21 protein-coding genes are annotated in these 21,187 nt (G+C 69.4%); 20 read left to right on the top strand and 1 reads right to left on the bottom strand.

The genetic code is table 11. From position 1 onward, the window contains the following. Positions 1 to 38: 38 nt before the first annotated feature. The 10 genes from JX283_RS00960 (at position 39) to JX283_RS00920 (ending at position 11,932) form a co-directional block, all read left to right on the top strand. Positions 39 to 1,544, top strand: coding sequence for an ABC transporter ATP-binding protein (locus JX283_RS00960; protein WP_204828920.1), 1,506 nt, complete (start codon positions 39 to 41; stop codon positions 1,542 to 1,544). Positions 1,545 to 1,554: 10 nt separating this feature from the next. Beyond that, positions 1,555 to 2,682, top strand: a complete 1,128-nt coding sequence (locus JX283_RS00955) for an ABC transporter permease (RefSeq protein WP_204828919.1) — start codon at positions 1,555 to 1,557, stop codon at positions 2,680 to 2,682. Continuing rightward, positions 2,682 to 3,617, top strand: a complete 936-nt coding sequence (locus JX283_RS00950) for an ABC transporter permease (protein WP_204828918.1) — start codon at positions 2,682 to 2,684, stop codon at positions 3,615 to 3,617. Before JX283_RS00955 ends, JX283_RS00950 begins: the two co-directional genes overlap by 1 nt. Before the next feature lie 79 nt (positions 3,618 to 3,696). Further along, positions 3,697 to 4,713 (top strand): BMP family protein, encoded by a 1,017-nt coding sequence (locus JX283_RS00945; protein WP_135978660.1) that lies wholly within the window; start codon positions 3,697 to 3,699, stop codon positions 4,711 to 4,713. A gap of 291 nt (positions 4,714 to 5,004) precedes the next feature. Continuing rightward, on the top strand, positions 5,005 to 6,234 hold the full coding sequence (gene dpaL, locus JX283_RS00940) for a diaminopropionate ammonia-lyase (protein ID WP_204828917.1): 1,230 nt from the start codon (positions 5,005 to 5,007) through the stop codon (positions 6,232 to 6,234). A 120-nt stretch (positions 6,235 to 6,354) separates the two neighbouring features. Beyond that, positions 6,355 to 7,743: a YgeY family selenium metabolism-linked hydrolase gene (locus JX283_RS00935; RefSeq protein WP_239652403.1), complete on the top strand. Its 1,389-nt coding sequence runs from the start codon at positions 6,355 to 6,357 to the stop codon at positions 7,741 to 7,743. Between the two features lie 64 nt (positions 7,744 to 7,807). Then, positions 7,808 to 9,004 carry a knotted carbamoyltransferase YgeW gene (gene ygeW, locus JX283_RS00930; RefSeq protein ID WP_204828916.1) on the top strand — a complete coding sequence of 399 codons (1,197 nt, stop codon included), beginning with the start codon at positions 7,808 to 7,810 and terminating at the stop codon, positions 9,002 to 9,004. Positions 9,005 to 9,118: 114 nt separating this feature from the next. Then, complete coding sequence (locus tag JX283_RS00925; protein WP_204828915.1) at positions 9,119 to 10,042, top strand: NTP transferase domain-containing protein; 924 nt, start codon at positions 9,119 to 9,121, stop codon at positions 10,040 to 10,042. A gap of 17 nt (positions 10,043 to 10,059) precedes the next feature. After that, positions 10,060 to 11,466, top strand: coding sequence for a dihydropyrimidinase (hydA, locus tag JX283_RS08360; protein ID WP_239652402.1), 1,407 nt, complete (start codon positions 10,060 to 10,062; stop codon positions 11,464 to 11,466). Positions 11,467 to 11,548: 82 nt separating this feature from the next. Next, on the top strand, positions 11,549 to 11,932 hold the full coding sequence (locus JX283_RS00920) for a Rid family detoxifying hydrolase (protein WP_204828914.1): 384 nt from the start codon (positions 11,549 to 11,551) through the stop codon (positions 11,930 to 11,932). A 198-nt stretch (positions 11,933 to 12,130) separates the two neighbouring features. Here JX283_RS00920 and yqeC read toward each other — a convergent pair whose 3' ends face one another. Continuing rightward, positions 12,131 to 12,829 carry a selenium cofactor biosynthesis protein YqeC gene (gene yqeC, locus JX283_RS00915; protein WP_204828913.1) on the bottom strand — a complete coding sequence of 233 codons (699 nt, stop codon included), beginning with the start codon at positions 12,827 to 12,829 and terminating at the stop codon, positions 12,131 to 12,133. 96 nt (positions 12,830 to 12,925) lie between these two features. Here yqeC and yedF point away from each other — a divergent pair, with 96 nt between their 5' ends. The 10 genes from yedF (at position 12,926) to JX283_RS00870 (ending at position 21,111) form a co-directional block, all read left to right on the top strand. After that, positions 12,926 to 13,534 (top strand): sulfurtransferase-like selenium metabolism protein YedF, encoded by a 609-nt coding sequence (yedF, locus tag JX283_RS00910; protein ID WP_204828912.1) that lies wholly within the window; start codon positions 12,926 to 12,928, stop codon positions 13,532 to 13,534. Positions 13,535 to 13,680: 146 nt separating this feature from the next. Next, positions 13,681 to 14,490 (top strand): selenium-dependent molybdenum cofactor biosynthesis protein YqeB, encoded by an 810-nt coding sequence (gene yqeB, locus JX283_RS00905; RefSeq protein WP_204828911.1) that lies wholly within the window; start codon positions 13,681 to 13,683, stop codon positions 14,488 to 14,490. A 2-nt stretch (positions 14,491 to 14,492) separates the two neighbouring features. Further along, positions 14,493 to 15,500, top strand: coding sequence for an XdhC family protein (locus tag JX283_RS00900; protein ID WP_204828910.1), 1,008 nt, complete (start codon positions 14,493 to 14,495; stop codon positions 15,498 to 15,500). A gap of 55 nt (positions 15,501 to 15,555) precedes the next feature. Further along, the gene (gene modA, locus JX283_RS00895; protein WP_204828909.1) at positions 15,556 to 16,422 is read left to right on the top strand and encodes a molybdate ABC transporter substrate-binding protein; all 867 of its coding nucleotides are present in this window, start codon (positions 15,556 to 15,558) and stop codon (positions 16,420 to 16,422) included. A 12-nt stretch (positions 16,423 to 16,434) separates the two neighbouring features. Beyond that, positions 16,435 to 17,106, top strand: coding sequence for a molybdate ABC transporter permease subunit (modB, locus tag JX283_RS00890; RefSeq protein ID WP_204828908.1), 672 nt, complete (start codon positions 16,435 to 16,437; stop codon positions 17,104 to 17,106). 1 nt (position 17,107) lies between these two features. Beyond that, positions 17,108 to 18,199 (top strand): sulfate/molybdate ABC transporter ATP-binding protein, encoded by a 1,092-nt coding sequence (locus tag JX283_RS00885; RefSeq protein ID WP_204828907.1) that lies wholly within the window; start codon positions 17,108 to 17,110, stop codon positions 18,197 to 18,199. Beyond that, the gene (moaA, locus tag JX283_RS00880; RefSeq protein WP_204828906.1) at positions 18,192 to 19,142 is read left to right on the top strand and encodes a GTP 3',8-cyclase MoaA; all 951 of its coding nucleotides are present in this window, start codon (positions 18,192 to 18,194) and stop codon (positions 19,140 to 19,142) included. The genes JX283_RS00885 and moaA overlap by 8 nt, the downstream gene beginning before the upstream one ends. Positions 19,143 to 19,145: 3 nt before the next feature. Next, a complete protein-coding gene (gene moaC / locus JX283_RS00875; protein WP_239652401.1) occupies positions 19,146 to 19,625 on the top strand; it encodes a cyclic pyranopterin monophosphate synthase MoaC in 480 nt (159 codons plus the stop codon). Continuing rightward, the gene (locus JX283_RS08355; protein ID WP_239652400.1) at positions 19,622 to 20,068 is read left to right on the top strand and encodes an MOSC domain-containing protein; all 447 of its coding nucleotides are present in this window, start codon (positions 19,622 to 19,624) and stop codon (positions 20,066 to 20,068) included. The genes moaC and JX283_RS08355 overlap by 4 nt, the downstream gene beginning before the upstream one ends. 11 nt (positions 20,069 to 20,079) lie before the next feature. Further along, positions 20,080 to 21,111, top strand: coding sequence for a molybdopterin-binding protein (locus tag JX283_RS00870; RefSeq protein WP_204828905.1), 1,032 nt, complete (start codon positions 20,080 to 20,082; stop codon positions 21,109 to 21,111). The last annotated feature ends 76 nt before the right edge of the window (positions 21,112 to 21,187 follow it).

Raw genomic sequence — 21,187 nt, 5'->3', positions numbered from 1 at the left:
CGGCATCGGATCGTCGTCATCCCGAGAAAGGCGGTCGTATGGAAGAACTGCTGCGGATGGAGGGGATCAGCAAGCGCTTCGGGACGTTCTACGCCAACCACGGCGTGAACCTCGATATCAGGCGCGGCGAGGTCCACACGCTCCTCGGAGAGAACGGGGCGGGCAAGTCCACCCTCATGAACATCCTCATCGGGCTCTACCAGCCCACGGAGGGCAGGATCTTCATGGGGGGCAAGGAGGTCCACATCACCTCTCCGGCAGTCGCCGTCGAGCACGGCATCGGCATGGTGCACCAGCACTTCATGCTCATCGAGGCCATGACGGGCTTCGAGAACATCATCCTCGGCTCCAAGGTCAACCCGTCGCCCCTCATCGAGGAGGCCAAGGACAAGAAGGCCATCATGGAGCTGGCCGAGCGCCACGGCCTCGAGGTGGACCTCGACCTTNCCGTGAGCGAGANGTCCATCGGCATGCAGCAGCGCGTCGAGATCCTCAAGGTGCTCTACCGCGGTGCGGAGCTGCTCATCCTCGACGAGCCCACCGCCGTCCTCACCGACCAGGAGGTCGAGGGCCTCTTCGAGATCATGCAGTCGCTCACGGCCGAGGGCAAGTCGGTCATCTTCATCTCCCACAAGATGCGCGAGGTCACCCGCATCTCCGACCGGGTCACGGTGCTGCGCGCCGGCGAGTCGGTGGANACCCTNGANATGGNNGACACCNCGGGTCAGGAGCTNTCCGACCTCATGATCGGCCACCACTACGTGGAGAGCACNTACGAGAAGNTCGCGGGCGANCGCCCGGTCCTCGNGATCAAGGGNGTCTCCTACCACCCCGAGGAGAAGCACGGCGGCCTGAGGGACGTCGACCTCACGGTGCACAGCGGCGNGATCGTGGGCATCGCCGGCATCGACGGCAACGGCCAGTCCCAGGTCGCGGCCCTCGTGGCCGGGCTCATCGCGCCGGAGTCGGGGGAGGTGTGGCGCAACGGCGAGAAGGTGGCCGTGTTCTCCCCGGAGGACTTCATCGACCAGGGCCTCGGCAACATCCCCGAGGACCGCAACAAGATGGGTCTCGTGGGCGACATGACCGTGGCCCAGAACCTCATCCTCAAGGAGACCGACTCCGACCGGTTCTCCCTCGGCCACGGTCTCTGGCTCAAGTCCGGCGCCATCCAGGAGTTCGCCGANACCAAGCGCGCCGAGAACGACATCCGCTGCACCTCGGTCAATCAGACCGCGAGGAGCCTCTCCGGCGGCAANCAGCAGAAGGNGATCCTGGCCAGGGAGCTCGACGGCGACCCCGAGGTGCTCGTGGCGGTGTACCCCACCCGCGGCCTNGACATCGGCGCCACCAACTTCATCCACGACTCCATCGTGGCCCAGCGCGACAAGGGCTGCGCGGTNCTCCTCATCTCCGCCGACTTCGACGAGGTCCTCAAGCTCTCCGACCGCATCGCGGTGCTGTTCGAGGGCGAGATCATGGGCGANNACCCAGGCGACAACCCGCCCATCGACCAGATCAGCCTCGCGATGGCAGGAAAGTAGGTGAGAGGCAGTGAGNAGATTCAGATTCACCAAGTTCGGCAAGCGCTACCGCGACAAGGCCCTCGGCATCGTCATCCCCGTCGTGGCCATCCTCCTGGCCTTCGTGGTGGGCGCGATCGTCATCCTGTGCCTCGGCAAGAANCCCGNGGAGGGCTACGCCCTGCTCTTCTCCGGCGCCCTCGGCAACCCCGGGCGCGTGGCCCAGTCGCTCATGAGCGCGTGCCCGCTCATCTTCACGTCGCTCGCCNTGGCGTNCGCTTACAAGTGCGGCGTCTTCAACCNCGGNGGCGANGGCCAGTTCATNATGGGCNCCACGGTGACCATGATGGTGCTGCAGGTCACGGGCGCCCAGGGTGTGCCCGGCGTCCTGCTCGGCATCCTCGTGGGCATCGTCGCCGGCGGCGTCTGGGGCCTCCTGCCCGGCGTCATGAAGATCACCCGCTGCCTCAACGAACTCATCACCACGATCATGCTCAACTACGTGGCCACGCTGTTCATGAACTACATCTACTCGGGCCCGTTCCACGACCCCGACTCCGGCAACCTCCAGACGCCCGCCGTGGCCGACAGCGTGAACCTCATCCGCGTCGACCGCATGCACTTCGGCGTCATCATCGCCATCCTCATGGCGGTCGTGGTCTGGTACGTCANCTACAAGANGAGNTTCGNNTTCAAGATCCGCGCCGTGGGCATCAACCCCACCGCCGCGCGGGTCGCGGGCTTCCCCGTCAAGCGCCTCGTGCTCCTCTCGTTCGTGATCTCGGGCGCCATCGCCGGCTTCGGCGGCTCCGTCGACCTCCTCGGGCGCCAGTACCGCCTCATGACGGGCTTCGGCTCGGGCTTCGGGTTCTCGGGCGTGGCCATCGCGCTCATCGCCCAGCTCAACCCGATCGGCTCCATGGTGGTAGCCCTGTTCTTCGGCATGCTCACCACCGGCGCCTCCTCCATGCAGGTGGGCATCATGGTCCCGTCCGCCATCCTCGACATCATCCGCGCCCTCATCATCATCTTCGCGGTGTCCGGCATGGCCCTCATGAAGCTCCCCACCTTCAAGAACCTGCTCAACCGTCGCCCCATGGATCAGGAGGGCCTCGTGCCCCCGGCCGCCGGTGACCAGAAAGTGGAGGTGAGCGAGTAATGGANGCCTTCCTCAGCTCCATGCCCGACGTGCTGGCCACGACCATCCGCATGACGGTACCGCTGCTCTTCGTGGCCCTGGGCGAGCTCTTCTCGGAGCGCGCCGGCCTCGTGAACATCGGCCTTGACGGCCTCATGACCATCGGCGCCTTCACCGGCTTCGTGGTGGGCTACCAGACCGGCAACCTCTGGCTCGGTGTCCTGTGCGGCGCGGTGGCCGGCATAGCCGTGAACATGGTCTACGCCTTCTGCACCGTCTCGCTGCGCGTGGACCAGACGGTGACCGGCATGGCCATCAACATCCTCGCGCCNGGCATAGCCNCCTTCGCCTACAAGGTCATCTTCGGCGACGGGTCCACCCTCGTCCNGGGCACCACCATGGACAAGCTGGCCGTCCCCGGCCTCTCGGCCATCCCGTTCGTGGGCGACATCCTGTTCAACCAGACGATCCTCGCCTATCTGGCCTACATCGCCGTGCCCCTCTGCTGGTTCTACTTCGCCCGCACCCGTGGCGGCCTCAACTTCCGCTCCGTGGGCGAGAACCCCCAGGCGGCCGAGACCCTGGGCATCGACGCCATCAGGACCAAGTACCTCGCCTCGGTGGTCTGCGGCGCCCTCGCCGGCATCGGCGGCGCCTTCCTCACCCTCTGCTACACGAGCACCTATGCCACCGGCGTGGTGGCAGGCCGCGGCTTCATCGCCCTCGCGGCCGTGATNTTCGGCCGCTGGAGCTCGGTGGGCATCCTCGGCGCCACGCTGCTCTTCGGCTTCTTCGACGCCGNGCNGATCGCCCTGCAGGTGTCCGCCCCTGTGGTCCCGTACCAGTTCTTCGCCATGATCCCCTATGTGTTCACCATCGTCGCCCTGTTCTTNTTCAACGCCCAGAAGGGCNGGCCAAAGGCCAACGGAAAGCCCTACTTCCGAGAGGAACGCTGACCCAGGTCCCAAGGGGCCCTGGTCCCAGGGCCCAGGAGAGCGCCTCGCACAAGAGGGGCGCGCAGAGAAAGGTGTGTCTATGAAGAACGTCAAGAAGTGGCTCGGGCTGTTCATGTGCGGCCTGCTCGCCGTGGTCTGCGTGGCCGGCCTCAGCGCCTGCGGCGGTTCCGGCGACTCGGGTTCCGGCGACTCGGGCACCGAGGGCGGCGGCTCCGGCAAGAAGGTCGCCATGATCCTCGACGGCCCCGTGAATGACGGCGGCTGGGGCGCCTCCTGCTACGACGCCATGGTCCAGGCTGCCAAGGACCACGGTTGGGAGACCGCCTATACCGAGAACGTCGCCCAAGCCGACTGGACCACCACCATGCAGGACTACGTCGACCAGGGCTACGACCTGGTCATCGCCCCGGGCAACCAGTACACCGCCTCCGTGGAGGACTGCGCCAAGTCCAACCCCGACGCCAAGTTCTGCATCTTCAACGACGAGGTGAGCGACTACGACAACATCGAGTGCACCATGCCCGACACCGTGCAGATCGGCCAGATCGCCGGCATCATGGCGGGCCTGACCTCCAAGACCAACAACATCGGCTTCATCGGCGCCATGGAGCTCGACACCACCCTCAACAAGATCAAGGGCTACACCGAGGCCGCCCAGAAGATCAACCCCGACATCAAGGTGACCACCGCCTACTCCAACAGCTTCTCCGACGCCGCCAAGGGCAAGGAGCTGGCCACCACCATGATCAACTCCAACAACGTCGACGTCATGTTCGGTGACGCCTCCATCGTCGACACCGGCGCCCGCGAGGCCCTCAAGGAGGCCGGTGCCGGCCACTTCGACATCGGCCAGCCCGGCGACATCACCGACACCGACCCCGAGCTCATCCTGGTCTCCGTGGTCACCGACAACGTGAAGATGACCAACGAGGTGATGGACGACGTGGAGAGCGGCTCCTTCGGCAAGAAGACCATCAAGGGCGACCTGTCCAACGGCGGCGTCTACGCCGGCGCCGTGTCCGACAAGATCGTCGACGCCGACACCAAGGCCAAGTTCGAGGAGTACGTGGCCCAGCTCAAGGACGGCAAGTTCTAACGCAAAACCTCCAACCGTCCCCGAACAACCCCTTGGTCAGGTCCGAGAAGGCCCCGGAGCGAGCGCGTCTGCCCGGGGCCTTCCCCTATGGAGCNGACGAGGAGAGGGAGGAGCGAAAATACCCGCTCACGGCCCCTGAACAACCGTCCACCGGTAAACGGCGTCGATTGGGGGGACTCTGGGGGATGAGCCTTGCAACCCCCCATGAACAGACTATAGTTGAGGTGTCCAAACAAAAAGTTTGGCTCCCAAATTGAACGTGTGGTCAATGTCGCAGGGAAGGGAACGTCCATGCAGCTGCCAGAGATGAAATGGGTCCTCAACAAGTGCCCCAAGAGTGAGGACTCCAACCTTCCCGTCATGTCCCTGGAGAACGTGGCCGCAGCCCGTGCCTTTCACCAGGGCTTCCCGCAGTACTCGGTGACCCCCCTCGCCGACCTCGATGCCATGGCCGGGCGCCTCGGCCTCGGCGGCCTCTACGTCAAGGACGAGAGCTACCGCTTCGGCCTCAACGCCTTCAAGGTCCTCGGCGGCTCCTTCGCCATGGCCCGCTACATCGCGCAGCANACCGNCCGCGACATCGCCGACACCACCTTCGACTACCTCACCGGAGACGACCTGCAGAAGGACTTCGGTCAGGCCACCTTCTTCACCGCCACCGACGNCAACNACGGCCGCGGCGTGGCCTGGGCCGCCAACCGTCTCGGCCAGAAGGCCGTCGTGCACATGCCCAAGGGCTCCACGCAGACCCGCCTCGAGAACATCGCCAAGGAGGGTGCCGAGGTCACCATCGAGGAGCTCAACTACGACGACTGCGTGCGCCTGGCCGCCAAGGAGGCCGATGAGACCGAGCACGGCGTCATCGTCCAGGACACCGCCTGGGACGGCTACGAGGAGATTCCCTCCTGGATCATGCAGGGCTACGGCACCATGAGCTCCGAGGCCGCCGAGCAGCTCCGCGCCCTCGAGGTCAACCGTCCCACCCACGTGTTCGTCCAGGCCGGCGTGGGCTCGCTCGCCAGCTCCGTCGTGGGCTACTTCGCCAACCTGTTCCCCGGCTGCCCGCCCACGTTCGTGGTCATGGAGGCCGGCGCCGCCGACTGCCTGTACCAGAGCGCCAAGGCCGCCGACGGCGAGCCGCGCATCGTGGGCGGGGACCTTGAGACCATCATGGCCGGCCTTGCCTGCGGCGAGCCCAACACCATCGGCTGGGACATCCTGCGCAACCACGTCACCGCCTTCGTCAGCTGCCCCGACTGGGTGAGCGCCAAGGGCATGCGCATGCTCGCCGCGCCCCTGGCCGGCGACCCGGCCGTCACGTCCGGCGAGTCCGGCGCCGTGGGCATGGGCGTGGTCTCCACCATCATGGAGGACCCCGACTACGCCGACCTCAAGGAGGCCCTGGGCCTCGACGGCAGCTCCCGCGTGCTGCTCTTCTCCACCGAGGGCGACACCGACCCCGTCCGCTACCGCGAGGTGGTCTGGGGCGGCGCCTACCCGACCGAGGACATCGAGCGGTAGACATCCATCGCCAGAGTGTGGCCGGGCCGGCTGCGGGCCGGGTCCAGCCACCCCCCTTCGACCCTCCCAGACGCGAGGANGCCCGCACAGGCACCGGTCCCATAGCGAGGAGGAACTGCAGTGAACAAAGAGCTCGACTACCAGAAGATCAAGGACGCGGCCGAGGCGTACCGCCCCCAGATGACCGCCTTCCTGCGTGCCATGATCTCCAAGCCCAGCGAGAGCTGCGAGGAGGGCGAGGTCGTCGCTGTCATCAAGGCCGAGATGGAGAAGCTCGGCTTCGACGAGGTCAAGGTCGACGGACTCGGCAACGTCATGGGCTTCATGGGCGACGGCGACAAGATCATCGCCCTCGACGGCCACATCGACACCGTGGGCATCGGCAATATCNACAACTGNAACGCCGACNCCTACGAGGGCTATGAGACCGACGACGTCATCTACGGCCGCGGCGGCTCCGACCAGGAGGGCGGCGTCTGCTCCGCCACCTACGCCGCCAAGATCATGAAGGATCTCGGCCTCATCCCCGAGGGCTACAAGATCATGGTCGTCGGCACCGTCCAGGAAGAGGACTGCGACGGCATGTGCTGGCAGTACATCTACAACAAGGACGGCATCAAGCCCGAGTTCGTCATCTCCACCGAGCCCACCGACGGCGGCATCTACCGCGGCCACCGCGGCCGTATGGAGATCCGCGTGGACGTCAAGGGCGTCTCCTGCCACGGCTCCGCCCCCGAGCGCGGCGACAACGCCATCTACAAGATGGCCGACATCATCGCCGACGTCCGCGACCTCAACAACAACGGTTGCGACGAGTCCACCGAGATCCGCGGCCTCGTGAAGATGCTCGACCCCAAGTACAACCCCGAGCACTTCGAGGACGCCCGCTTCCNGGGCCGCGGCACCTGCACCGTCTCCCAGATCTTCTACACCTCGCCCTCGCGCTGCGCCGNNGCCGACTCCTGCTCCATCTCCATCGACCGCCGTATGACCGCCGGCGAGACCTGGGAGAGCTGCCTCCAGGAGATCCGCGACCTCCCCGCGGTGAAGAAGTACGGCGACGACGTCCAGGTCTCCATGTACAACTACGACCGTCCCAGCTGGACGGGCGAGGTCTACGAGACCGAGGCCTACTTCCCCACGTGGATCAACAAGGAGTCCGCGCCCCACGTGGCCGCCATGGTGGAGGCCCACAAGGCCCTCTTCGGCGACGAGCGCCAGGGACCCGACTGCGCCATGGACCTGCGTCACCGCCCCCTCGTGGACAAGTGGACCTTCTCCACTAACTGCGTGGCCATCCAGGGCCGCTACGGCATCCCCTGCGTGGGCTACGGCCCCGGCGCCGAGTCCCAGGCCCACGCCCCCAACGAGGTCACCTACAAGGACGACCTCGTGGCCGCCGCCGCCCTCTACGTGGCCTCCGTCAACCTCTACGACGGCGACGCCGTCTGCGAGTCCGCCACCGAGTTCCGCGCCGACAACCTCGGCACCGACAACGACGGCGAGTAAACCCGGTTCCCTGCGGCGGGGCCCTGCGGCCCCGCCGCCCCATCGACCACGAAGAAAGGCACCCATGGACNCTCAGCTTCAGAAGCTCATCGACAAGCTCGACACCCTCGACTNCTCGGACATGTACGAGAACGACTTCCTGNTCACCTGGGACAAGTCCAAGGACGACCTCGAGGCCNTCATCGCCGTCGCCAACGCCCTGCGCAACCTCCGCGAGCGCAACATCAGCCCGCGCATCTTCGACTCGGGCCTCGGCATCTCCATCTTCCGTGACAACTCCACCCGCACCCGCTTCTCCTTCGCGAGCGCCTGCAACATGCTCGGCCTGACCGTCCAGGACCTCGACGAGAAGAAGTCCCAGATCGCCCACGGCGAGACCGTGCGCGAGACGGCCACCATGGTCTCCTTCATGGCCGACGTCATCGGCGTCCGCGACGACATGTACATCGGCGAGGGCCACAAGTACCAGAAGGAGGTCATCGCCTCGGTCGACGAGTCCTACAAGGACGGNATNCTCAACCAGAAGCCGACGCTCGTCTCCCTCCAGTGCGACATCGACCACCCCACGCAGTCCATGGCCGACCTCCTCTACATCGCCGACCAGTTCGGCGGCGTCGAGAACCTCAAGGGCAAGAAGATCGCCATGTCCTGGGCCTACTCGCCCAGCTACGCCAAGCCCCTCTCCGTGCCCCAGGCCATCATCGGCCTCATGACCCGCTTCGGCATGGACGTCGTCCTGGCCCACCCCGAGGGCTACGACGTCATGCCCGAGGTCGAGGACGTGGCCCGCAAGAACGCCCAGGAGTCCGGCGGCACCTTCACCAAGACCAACGACATGGCCGANGCTTTCAAGGGCGCCGACATCGTGATCCCCAAGAGCTGGGCTCCGTTCGTGGGCATGGAGGAGCGCACCAAGCTCTACGCCGCCGGCGACTTCGACGNCATCGATGCCCTCGAGCAGAAGCTCCTCGAGCAGAACAAGCAGCACATGGACTGGGNGACNACCCNCGAGCTCANGGCCACCACCAACAACGCCATCTACATGCACCCGCTGCCCGCCGACATCGAGGGTGTCTCCTGCGAGCACGGCGAGGTCACCAACGACGTCTTCGAGGCGCACCGCGTGGGCATGTACAAGGAGGCCAGCTACAAGCCGTANGCCATCGCGNCNATGATCTTCCTGNCCANGTGCAAGGACCCGCAGGCCACCCTGCGCGCCCTCGACGCCGCCGACAAGCCCCGTCTCTTCCAGGAGAAGTAAGCTGGACCCACACGCCCGTGGGGCCTGAGGGTACATAGCTTCCACCGGGCCGGGCGCGACCGATCGTGCCCGGCCCGGTCTGTATGGGTCGGATCTTCCGGGGGAGGGAGAGGGATGAGGCCTTCGGTACATGCGTCGCTGGTGGACGGGGACGGTGCCCGGTTCTTCGGGCCGGGGCCCTGCCGGCTCCTGGAGGGCGTCGACCGCCTCGGGAGCCTCTCCGCCGTGGCGCGCGAGATGGGCATGAGCTACTCCAAGGCCAACCGCGTGGTCNAGAACGCCNAGCAGGCCTGTGGCTTCCCGCTGCTGGCCCGCCGCATCGGCGGCGCCGACGGCGNCTCGTCGGAGCTTACGCCCCGGGGCGCCGACCTCCTCGCGCGCTACCGCGCCTTCGAGGCCGCCTGCTCCGATGCCGCGGACGCCGCGTTCGCCTCGTGCTTCGAGGGGCTCTTCGGCATGCCCCGGTGCGCCTGTGTGGTGCTCGCCAACGGCCGCTCGGAGCGGTTCGGCTCCCAGAAGCTCCTCGCCGACCTCGACGGCCGGCCGGTGCTTGCGCACACGCTCGCAGCGCTGCCCGAGGGGCTCCTCGACACCGTGGTCGCGGCGGCCTCTGGGCCCGTCGCGGACCTCGCCGAGGGCCTGGGCCTCACCTGTGTGGCCCCCAACGGCCCCGACATCTCCGACTCCGTGAGGGCCGGCCTCTCCGCCGTGGGCGACGCGGCCGGCTGCCTCTTCGTCTGCGGCGACCAGCCCCGGCTCGCGCCCGGGGACGTCTTCGCCCTCGTTGCCTGNCACCAGGCCAACCCCGGCGCTGTCGTCCGGCTCGCGTCCCGCGGCGAGCCCGGCAACCCCGTGCTCTGGCCGCGCGACCTGTTCGGTGCCCTGGCCGGCGTCGAGGGGGACCGCGGNGGCGCCGCGCTCATCGCCTCCAGGCCCGACGTCGCCGCGCGCGTGGTGACCGTGGAGGCCCTGGGGCCGGAGTCCGTCGCCGACGTCGACACGCCCGAGGAGCTCCGGCGCCTCGGCTCCTGCCAGTGAAGGAGGACAAGCACACCATGCGACTCATCGCCGACCGCATCNTCGTCACCCCCGCCGGGCCCGTGCGGGGCGACCTCGTCCTGGACGGCGGCTCCATCGCCGACGTCGTCCCCGGCGGCGTGGCCTCGCGCGACGGCTTCGACGAGGTCTACGACGCGTCGGGCTGCTACGTCTATCCCGGTTTCATCGACGCCCACACCCACATGCAGTGCTGGACCGGCATGGACTGGACCGCCGACTCCTTCGAGACCGGCACCCGTGCGGCGGCCTGCGGCGGCACCACCACCATCGTGGACTACGCCACCCAGGACCGCGGCACCACCATGCCCGNCGCCCNGGCCGAGTGGCANCGCCGCGCCGACGGCACGTGCACGGCCAACTACGGCTTCCACATGGCCATCGCCGAGTGGAACGACGAGACCAAGGCCGACANCCCGGCCATGTNCGACGCCGGCGTGACCTCGTTCAAGACGTACTTCGCCTACGACCACCTGCGCCTCCCCGACGACCAGATGCGCGACGTCCTGGAGACGATAAGGCCCGGGGGCGGCATCCTCTGCGTCCACTGCGAGAACGGCGACCTCGTGGACAGCCTCCAGCGGCGCGTCTTCGACGCCGGCGTCACCGGCCCCGAGGGCCATCCCATGAGCCGACCGGCCATCTGCGAGGCCGAGGCGATCTCGCGCCTCATGTACCTCGCCGAGCTCTCCGGCGCCCGCGTCAACGTGGTGCACCTCTCCACGGCCCTGGGCCTCGAGGCCGTCGAGGCCGCCAAGGCCCGCGGCGTGGACGTGTGCGTGGAGTCGTGCCCGCAGTACCTCATCCTCGACGACACGTGTTTCCTCGAGCCCGACTTCCAGGGCGCCAAGTACGTCATGAGCCCGCCGCCCCGCAAGCCCCACGACCGCTCCGTGCTGCAGGACGCCCTGGTGGACGGCTCCATCGACACCCTGGCCACCGATCACTGCTCCTTCAACCTCTTCGGCCAGAAGGACCGCGGCGTCGGCGACTTCCGCAAGATCCCCAACGGCGGTCCCGGTGTGGAGCACCGGCCCGCCCTCATCCAAACCCTCTTTGCCGACGAGCTGGGTCCCGAGGACTTCTGCCGGGTCATGAGCGAGAACCCCGCCCGCNTGTTCGGCATGTATCCCGAGAAGGGCCGGCTGGCCGCCGGCTCGGACGCCGACGTCTGCGTGTGGGACCCCTCCGTGGCCTGGACCATCTCGGTCAAGAACCAGCACCAGGCCGTGGACTACACCCCCTACGAGGGCTTCGAGGCCCGGGGCATGCCCCGGTACGTGTTCGTCAACGGCGAGCTCGCTGCCGAGAACGGCGAGCCCACCGGCGCCAAGCCCGGCCTCTACGTGCCGCGCCACGCCGGCTGCGAGCCGCGTCGCGTCGACGACGGCCCCGAGGTCCCGTAAGGTCCCCGCGGCCGATGAGGCCGCTTTCCGTCCCGGTCATCCGCCCCGCCAGCCGGCGGGGGAGACAACGATAGGAGAACCCATGAACAACCGCGCCGTCACCACCGTCAACGCCCCCGCCGCCATCGGCCCCTACAGCCAGGCCGTGGCCGCCGAGGGTCTCTCGATCAACGTCTCGGGCCAGCTGCCCATCGACCCGGCCACCGGCGAGTTCGCCGGCNACNACATCGCCAGCCAGACCCGTCAGAGCCTCACCAACGTCAAGAACATCCTCNCNGAGGCCGNCGCCTCCAAGGCCGACGTGGTGGAGACCACCGTGCTGCTCACCGACNTCGCNGAGTTCGGCGCCATGAACGAGGNCTATNCCGAGTTCTTCTCCGAGCCCTTCCCGGCCCGCGCCGCCTTTCAGGTGGTGGCCCTGCCCAAGGGCGCCAAGGTCGAGATCAAGGCCGTGGCCCGCGTCTAGCGTGACAGCGGTGCCTGGCCCATCTGTCACTTCGCATATTTCATAATCTATGAAATCCCGGAGGCCCCGGGGAGCGGCGTGCAGCCGGCTCCCCGGGGCCTCCGCCCGATCGCTCCGGCCGGGATTCGGCCTTCTGGGACAGAAGTGCCCGGCCATTGGGACAGAAGTGTCCGGGTGGTGGGACGCCTGGCGGGTAGCCTAGAGCTCCCGCACGTGGTCGGCCCGCACGGACCCCGCTCCCACGCGGCCGGAGAAGCCGGCCTCCCGCAGGGCCGCCGCGAACCGCTCGGCCGCAGCCATGGCGGCGCCGTCGCCCGGATCAACCTGGTTCACGAGGACGNTGCCCGCAAGCCCCTCGGCGACCACGGCGCGGGCCACAANCTCCGGCGTGGCCTCGTCNAGCGGGGAGCCGCCCACCAGGCCGCAGAAGGTGTTGGGGCGGTGCACGGCCTCGACCACCGCGCGGCCGNANCCGNAGGCGCCCATCATGAGCACCGTCGGCCGCGCCCCCTCCGGCACCACGGGCTCCCAGGGGGCGTGGGCCTTGAGCGGCAGCCGCTTGGAGCCGTCGGCCTCCACGAGCACGTAATCGGCCGCCGACGCCAGCGCGGCGACGCCGCAGGAGGGCTCCGCGAGCTTGTCGCGCTCAGCCGGCGCGCCCACGCACACCGCCCGGTGGCGCTGGAGGGCCCGGGCCACCTCGTCGGGCGAGGCGTCGCCCAGGCACGGCATGCCGTCGAAGGGCAGTACGCGCGTGGTCGTGGCGAGCACCGCCGTGCCGGGGAGCGTCCGGGCGAGATGGGCGAGGAGCGACGACTTGCCGCCGCTCCCCACCACCGGCGTGACGCCCGGTGCCGTTCGAAGGAAGTCAAGAATATTCATCTGGTTGCCCCACATGGAGTCTGGTAGGTTCCCGACAGGGGGCGTCCACACCACCCCCTTGCGATATGTTCTNATTGAGACAACGAAACCTCCAGCCGTTAGGAGAGCGACATGCAGATCGACGCCCGCGGCATCACCTGCCCCAAGCCCGTCATCATGACCCTTCAGGCCCTCAAGGAGCTTCCCGCCGGGGAGGCCCTCGAGGTGCTCGTGGACGACGAGACCGCTCTGGGCAACCTCACCCGCCTCGCCTCCGAGAAGGGGTGCGCCCTCACGGTGACCGAGGCCGACGACCACACCGTCATGACACTCGTGCCCGAGGGCGCCGTCGAGGTCGCCTCCGCCGAGGAGGAGGCCGCCGCCATCTGCGACNCGCCGGCCACGGTGCCCTCGGTCTTCGCCTTCGGGTCCTCCTCCATGGGCCAGGGCGACCCCGAGCTCGGCCACATCCTCGTGAAGGGCCTCATCTACGGCCTCTCCCAGCAGGACCAGGTGCCCTCCTGCTGCCTGTTCTTCAACGACGGCGCCCGGCTCANCTGCGAGGGGAGCGACACCGTGGAGGATGTCCGCACCCTCGAGGAGCGCGGCTGCAGGATCCTCACCTGCGGTACCTGCCTCGACTTCCACCACCTTCGCGAGAAGCTCGCCGCGGGCGGCGTGACCAACCTCTACGAGATCGCCCAGATCCTGTCCGCCCAGCCGGGCGTGGTTACCGTTTAAGGNACTCCCGTCAAGGCACTTTCGTTTACCGGAAGATTCGCGGTGCCCTGTTTTCCAGCGGCCTGAAGTGGCAAAGGCCCTAGGGGACAGGGCACAGGCCCTGTCATCGTTATCTGCTCTTGAGAACAACGGGGAAGGGAAGTCCCATGCTCGTCTGTGTGCGTGGTGCCGGCGACCTCGCCTCCGGCATCGCCGTGCGCCTTCACCGGGCCGGCTGGCAGGTGGCCATGCTCGATATCGCGGAGCCCACGTCGGTGAGGCGCACGGTGTGCTTCTCCGAGGCGGTGCGGCTGGGCGAGACCCTCGTGGAGGACGTGCGCGGCGTGGCCGTGGCAGGCCCCGACGAGGTGGCGGCCGCGGTGGCCGCCGGCAACGTGGCCGTGATGGTGGATCCCGACGGCCGCTCCATCCCCGCGCTCGCCCCCGACGCCGTCGTGGACGCCATCCTCGCCAAGCGCAACCTCGGCACCGACCTCTCCATGGCCCCCATCGTCGTGGGCGTGNNCCCCGGATTCACGGCCCCCGACGACGTCGATGCTGCGGTGGAGACCCAGCGCGGCCACGACCTCGGCCGCGTCTACTATCGCGGCACCCCGGCCCCCAACACCGGCATCCCCGGGAACATCGGCGGCTACACCGTGGAGCGGGTGCTCCGCGCCCCGGCCGACGGCGTCTTCAGCGGCGTGGCGTCCATCGGCGACGTGGTGGCCGCCGGCGACGTGGTGGCCACGGTGGATGGCGTGCCCATGGAGGCCACCATCGACGGCGTGCTCCGCGGCCTGCTCCAGGACGGCCTGACCGTCTTCCGCGACATGAAGGCCGGCGACATCGACCCGCGCTGCGAGGTGTCCAACTGCTTCTCGGTCTCCGACAAGGCCCGGTCCGTCGCCGGCGNCGTCCTGGAGGCCCTGGACCACTTCCGCNCCCGCCCCCGCCGACCCAAGGGAGGGGAGTGACCGTGGCTGACCTCACCGACACCCTGCGCGACCCCCGCTTCGTGGGGGCCGTCGCCCGCTCCTTCGTCCAGGGCCGCCCCACGGTGGTGGCCGTGGTGCTGTCGTGCCGCGGCTCCATGCCCCGGGAGGCGTCTGCGGCCATGNCCTANGTGGGCGACGGCTTCATCGGCACCGTGGGCGGCGGCAAGGTAGAGGCCATGGTGCAGGAGCGCTGCCTCGCGGCGGCCGACGGCACCGGCCCCGCCGACGACCTCACCTGGTACACCCACGCTATGACCGCCATGGCCTGCGGCGGCGACGCCCTCGTGGGCATCCACCGGCTGGTGCCGGCCGACGCCGTGTTCCTCGACCGCCTGCTCGACGCCCTCGACGCGGGCGCGGGCCACTGGCTCGAGGCCGCGTGGCCCGAGGAGGGCCCGGCCGCGCTCGCGGTGCGCGACGGGGCGCCGGACGTCCCGGGCCCGGTGTCCCCGGGGGCCAACGACACCCTCTGGTACCCTGAGGCCCGCACCTACGTGGAGCGCCCCGTTGCTGACCCCGTGGTCTACGTCTTCGGCGCCGGCCACGTCTCTGCCGCCCTCGTGCCCGCGCTCTCGGCCGTGGGCTTCACCTGCGAGGTGGCCGACGACCGCCCGGCCCTCGCCGTCCCCGACCGGTTTCCCGAGGCCCGCGCCGTGCGCTGCGGCGACTTCGTGGAGGTGGCCCGGGGCCTCCCCATCGGCCCGCGCGACTACGTGGTGGTCATGACCCACGGCCATGTGGCCGACCTCGACGTGCTCAAGGCCGCCATGGGCCGCCACCCCACCTACGTGGGGTGCATCGGCAGCCGCTCCAAGCGCCGCCTGTTCGACGAGGAGCTCCTCTCCGCCGGCATCCCGGCGCCCGAGGTGGCCGCCNTGCACCTGCCCATCGGCGACGACATCGGCGCGGTCACTCCCGCCGAGATCGCCGTGTCGGTGTGCGCCGAGATGGTGCGCCACCGCGCCGGCGGCCCCCACCACCGCCCGTAGCCAGGTTCCCAACCTGTGCCGCAGGGGCCGTGGTTCCCATAGAAAGGACCCATCCATGAAGCCAGTCACCCGTCGCGCCTTCTGCGCCTCCGCCGCCGTCGCAGCCGGCACCATCGCCGGCTGCGGGCGGTCCCAGGACGAGGCCGACGACGCCGCGTCCGACGCCGGTCAGGGCACGGCCGACGACGCTGAGAAGGAACTCGTGGTCTTCGCCGCCGCCTCCCTCACCGAGTCGCTCGCCAGGATCGGCGAGCTCTTCGCCGAGGAGAACCCCTCGCAGCCCAGCTTCAACTTCGACTCCTCGGGCACCCTCAAGACCCAGATCCNGGAGGGCGCCTCCTGCGACGTGTTCATCTCGGCCGCCCAGANGCAGATGAACCAGCTCGAGGCCGGCAACGAGGCCAACACCGAGAACCTCGACCTCGTGGAGCCCGGCACCCGCCTCGACCTCCTCGAGAACAAGGTCGTGCTCGTGGTGCCCGACGGCAACCCCGCCGGCATAGACTCCTTCGAGANCATGGCCCGGAAGCTCGCCTCCGGTGACGTCGTGCTCGCCATGGGCAACGAGGACGTTCCCGTGGGCCAGTACACCCAGAAGATCCTCGCCTACCTCGAGCTCGACGAGAGGCGGCTCGCCGACGCCGGCCGCATCACCTACGGCTCCAACGTCAAGGAGGTCACCACGCAGGTGAGCGAGGCCGCCGTGGGCTGCGGCATCGTCTACGCCACCGACGCCTACTCCGCCGGCCTCGACTCCGTGGCCGAGGCCACCGAGGAGATGTGCGGCAAGGTGGTCTACCCCGCCGCCGCCATCAAGGGCGCCGCGCACCCGGACGACGCCGAGAGNTTNCTCGAGTTCTNCCGCGGCCCCAAGGCCTCCGCGGAGGTCGAGGCCGTGGGCTTCACCCCGCTCGCGGGGTAGGGAGGACGCGCCATGGACCTCTTCCCCCTCCTCAACTCGCTGAGGATCGCCGCCATCGCCACGGTGGCGGTCTTCTTCCTGGGCATCGGGCTCGCGGACCTCGTGGCCCGCGCCCCGCGGTGGCTCAAGGGGGTCCTGGACGTGGTGCTCACCCTGCCGCTCGTCCTGCCGCCCACGGTGGTGGGCTACCTGCTCCTGCNCGTCCTGGGGCCCAGGCGGCCCCTGGGCGGGTGGCTCCTCTCCACCTTCGACCTCAGGCTGGTCATGACGTGGTACTCGGCGGTCTTCGCCACCATGGTGGTGAGCTTCCCGCTCATGTACCGCACGGCCCGCGGCGCCTTCGAGGGATTNGACNAGCGGCTGGCCCAGGCCGGGCGCACGCTGGGCAAGTCCGACGCGTGGGTGTTCTGGCGCGTGAAGCTGCCCGCCTGCGCCCCCGGCATCGTGGCCGGGGCCGTGCTCGCCTTCGCCCGCGCGCTGGGCGAGTACGGCGCCACCTCCATGGTGGCCGGCTACATCCCCAACCAGACGGCCACCATCTCCACCACGGTCTACCAGCTGTGGCGCACCGGCGACGACGCCGGTGCCCTCAGCTGGGTGCTCGTCAACCTGGCCATCTCGGCCGTGGTGCTCATGGCCATGAACATGTTCGAGCGGCGCGCCCGCGCCCGGAAGGCGGCGTGACATGGCCCTCGACGTGTCGGTGAGGAAGGACCTCGGGTCGTTCAGGCTCGACGTGGAGTTCTCCCTGGAGGGCGACGGCGTGCTCGCGCTGCTCGGCCCCTCGGGCTGCGGTAAGTCGCTCACGCTCGGCTGCATCGCCGGCACCGTGCACCCCGACGACGGCCGCATCGTGCTCGACGGCCGCACGCTCTTCGACTCCGAGGNCGGCGTCGACCTCCCGCCCCAGNATCGCCGCGTGGNCTACCTCTTCCAGAACTACGCGCTCTTCCCCACGATGACGGTGCTCCAGAACGTCATGTGCGCCGTGCCGGTGCCCGGCCTCAGGGGCGCCGCCGCCCGCCGCCGGCGCCGCGAGGCGGCCGAGGCGCAGCTCGCGGCCATGGAGCTCTCGGGCCTCGAGGACCGCANGCCCTCCCAGCTCTCCGGCGGCCAGCAGCAGCGCGTGGCCCTCGCCCGCATGCTTGCGAGCGAGCCTGCCCTCGTGCTGCTCGACGAGCCGTTCTCGGCCCTGGACGGCCACCTGCGCTGGACCCTCGAGATGGCGTTGGCCGACACCCTCCGGGGCTTTCCCGGCGGCACCGTCTACGTGAGCCANGACCGCGACGAGGTCTACCGCCTCTGCGACCAGGTGTGCGCCGTCGACCGCGGCGTGTCGGACCCGGCGGTGCCCACCAAGCGCTTCTTCGAGGAGCCCGGCACCCGGGCGGCGGCCGTCATCTCCGGTTGCAAGAACATCTCGGCCGCCCGCGCCACGGGGTCCCACGAGGTGGCCTGCGACGACTGGGGCGTCACGCTCGCGTGCGCGGGGGAGGCCGGGCCGGCCACCGACTACGTGGGGCTGCGCGCCCACTACTTCTCCGTGGAGGGGAGCGAGAATCCCATCCCATGCACCGTGGACCGCGTGATCGACAGCACGTTCTCCACCATCGTGATGCTCTCCACCCGGGGGCCCGGGAAGATTCGCTACGAGCTGGACAAGGACGCCTGGGCGGCCCTGGGCGACCCGGACCGGCTCACGCTGAACATCGCCCCCGAGCACGTCATGCCGCTCGCGGACCGCCGTGTCCGCTTCCAGGGAGGTGCCCATGCTTGACGAGACCGGTCGCTCCATCACCTACCTGCGTCTCTCGGTGACCGACCGATGCAACTGCCGCTGCNGCTANTGCATGCCGGCCGCCGGAGTGGAGAAGGTCTGCCATTCCGACGTCATGGGCCTCGAGGAGATGGCCGTCGTGGTCGCCGCCTGCGCGAGGCTCGGCGTCACGAAGGTGCGCATCACCGGCGGCGAGCCGCTGGCCCGCCTGGGCGTGGAGCGCCTCGTGGCCATGGTGCGCTCGGTGCCGGGCATCGAGGAGGTGGCCATGACCACCAACGCCACGCTGCTCGCGCCCAAGGCCCGCGCCCTGGCCGATGCCGGCCTCGACCGTGTGAACGTGAGCNTCGACTCCCTGGACCCGGACCGCTACCGCGCCATCACCCGCACGGGGAGCCTCGACGACGCCCTCGCCGGCCTGGCCGCGGCGCGGGAGGCGGGCCTCGGCCCCGTCAAGGTCAACGCCGTGCTCATGGGCGGCGTCAACGAGGCCGACATCCGCCCCCTGGCGGGCCTCGCCAGGGACGGTGCCGTCGCCTCGGTGCGCTTCATCGAGCTCATGCCCATCGGCGAGGCGGCGTCGTGGCCGAGGGCCTCGTTCGTCNCCGCGGAGCGCGTGCTCGAGGAGCTCCCAGATCTCGCCCCCGTGGGTGCGGACGGCGTGAGCGAGACCTTCTCGGCCCCGGGCTGGCGCGGCACCGTGGGCCTCATCAGGCCCATGAGCCACCGGTTCTGCTCCGGGTGCAACCGCATCCGGGTCACGGNCGACGGCATGCTCAAGGCCTGCCTGCANTCCGGGCGCGAGGTGCCGCTCCGGGGCCTGGCCCCCGACGCCCTCGTGCGCGTCATCGCCGACGAGATCCACCGCAAGCCCGAGCGCCACGCCATGGACGCCGACCACGCCAGCCAGAGCGCCCGGGCCATGAACGCCATTGGAGGTTGAACCTTGAACGACCTGACCCACGTGAACCGGCAGGGGCGCGCCCGCATGGTGGACGTCTCTGCCAAGGACGCCACCCTGCGCCGCGCCCGCGCCGCGGGCAAGGTGCTCATGGCGCCGTCGACCCTGGAGCTCGTGCGCACCGGCGGTACCAAGAAAGGCGACGTGCTCGCCGTGGCCCAGGTGGCCGGCATNCAGGCCGCCAAGCACTGCTGGGAGCTCGTGCCCATGTGCCACCAGGTGGNGCTCACGGGAGTGGACATCTCCTTTTCGCTCGAGGAGGACGGCGTCGCCGTCGAGGTGGTGTGCACCTGCCGGGGCGAGACCGGCGTGGAGATGGAGGCGCTNTGCGCGGCGTCCGTGGCGGGGCTCACCATCTACGACATGTGCAAGGCNCACCAGCGANACATGGTCATAGCAGACGTTCGCCTCCTCGAGAAGGACGGCGGGAAGAGCGGGCACTTCGTGAGGGAGGACGGACGATGAGCGACGTCAGGGGCACCGTGGCGGCCACGAGCATCAGCACCGAGAAGGGCACGCGCAAGCGCCCCCAGGAGTCCATCGGGCTCGTCGTGGGCTCCGGCGTGGAGGGCGACGCCCACGCGGGCGCCTGGCACCGCCAGGTGAGCCTGCTTCCCGACGAGTCCGTGGACCGCATGCGCGGCCGCGGGTTCGAGCTGTCCGCCGGCGACTTCGCCGAGAACATCCTCACCCGGGGCATCGCCCTCCACGAGCTGCCCGTGGGCACCCTGCTCGAGGTGGGCGACGCCGTCCTGGCCGTCACCCAGATCGGCAAGACCTGCCACAACGACTGCGAGATCCGTCGCACCGTGGGCATGTGCGTCATGCCCACCGACGGCATCTTCGCCGTCGTGGTGCGCCCCNGCACCGTGCGNCCGNGCGACGCCGTCTCCGTCATCCAGATCTAAGGGGTAGAGCCATGAAGACGATCCCGACCGAGGAGGCCGTCGGCCACGTCCTCGTGCACGATATGACCCAGATCGTCCCCGAGGGGCCGGAGCGCTACAAGGGCCCCCGGTTCCGCAAGNGCCACGNNGTGGCCGAGGAGGACGNCCCCGTCCTGCTCTCCATGGGCAAGCGGTTCCTCTACGTCTGGGAGATGGAGCCGGGCATGCTCCACGAGAACGACGCCGCCGAGCGCCTGGCCGCCCTCTGCATGGGCCCCGGCGTCTCCCGCGACGGCGACCCCAGCGAGGGCAAGATCGGCCTCTCCGCCGCCCGCGACGGCGTGCTGCTCGTGAACTCCGCGCGCCTCATGGCCGTGAACTCCGTGCCCGACGTCATGGTGGCCACCCGCCGCGGCGGCTTCGCCGTGTCGGAGGGCGACGCCGTGGCCGGCACCCGCGTGATCCCGCTCGCCGTGGCCTCCTCGGTGCTCGACGAGGCCGAGGCGGCCGCCGCGGGCGAGTCCCTCCTCGAGGTGCTCCCCTTCACGCTCCGGACAGCCGCCGTCGTGGCCACCGGCTCCGAGGTGGCCTCCGGGCTCATCGAGGACCGCTTCACGCCCGTGGTGGAGGGCAAGCTCGCGGCGTTCGGCATCGAGACCGTCTCGGTGTCGACGCCCGGCGACGACATGGACGACGTCATGGCCGCCATCCTCGACGCCAAGGCCTCCGGCGTGGACATCGTGGTGTGCACCGGTGGCATGTCGGTGGACCCCGACGACAACACCCCGGGCGCCATCCGCCGCAGCGGGGCCGAGGTCGTCACCTACGGCGCCCCGGTGCTCCCGGGCGCCATGATGTGCCTGGCGTACTTCGACGACGGCACCCCCGTGGTGGGACTCCCCGGCTGCGTCATGTACGCCGACTCCACGATCTTCGACCTCGTGCTGCCGCGCATCGCGGCCCGCGTGCCCCTGACCCGTGAGGACTTCGTGTCCATGGGGGAGGGCGGCCTCTGCCTGCGCTGCAAGCCGTGCACCTATCCCCACTGTCCCTTCGGCCGCTGACCCCCGCCTGTCCCGCCACCCGGACACTTCTGTCCCAATGGTCGGGCACTTCTGTCCCACCTCGCGACCTGCGACC

This window comes from Olsenella sp. CU969 (assembly GCF_905219715.1).
GTDB classification, from domain to species: domain Bacteria; phylum Actinomycetota; class Coriobacteriia; order Coriobacteriales; family Atopobiaceae; genus Granulimonas; species Granulimonas faecalis.
Note: the sequence above shows the minus strand (reverse complement) of the source record. Positions and strands in the feature narration are given on the sequence as shown.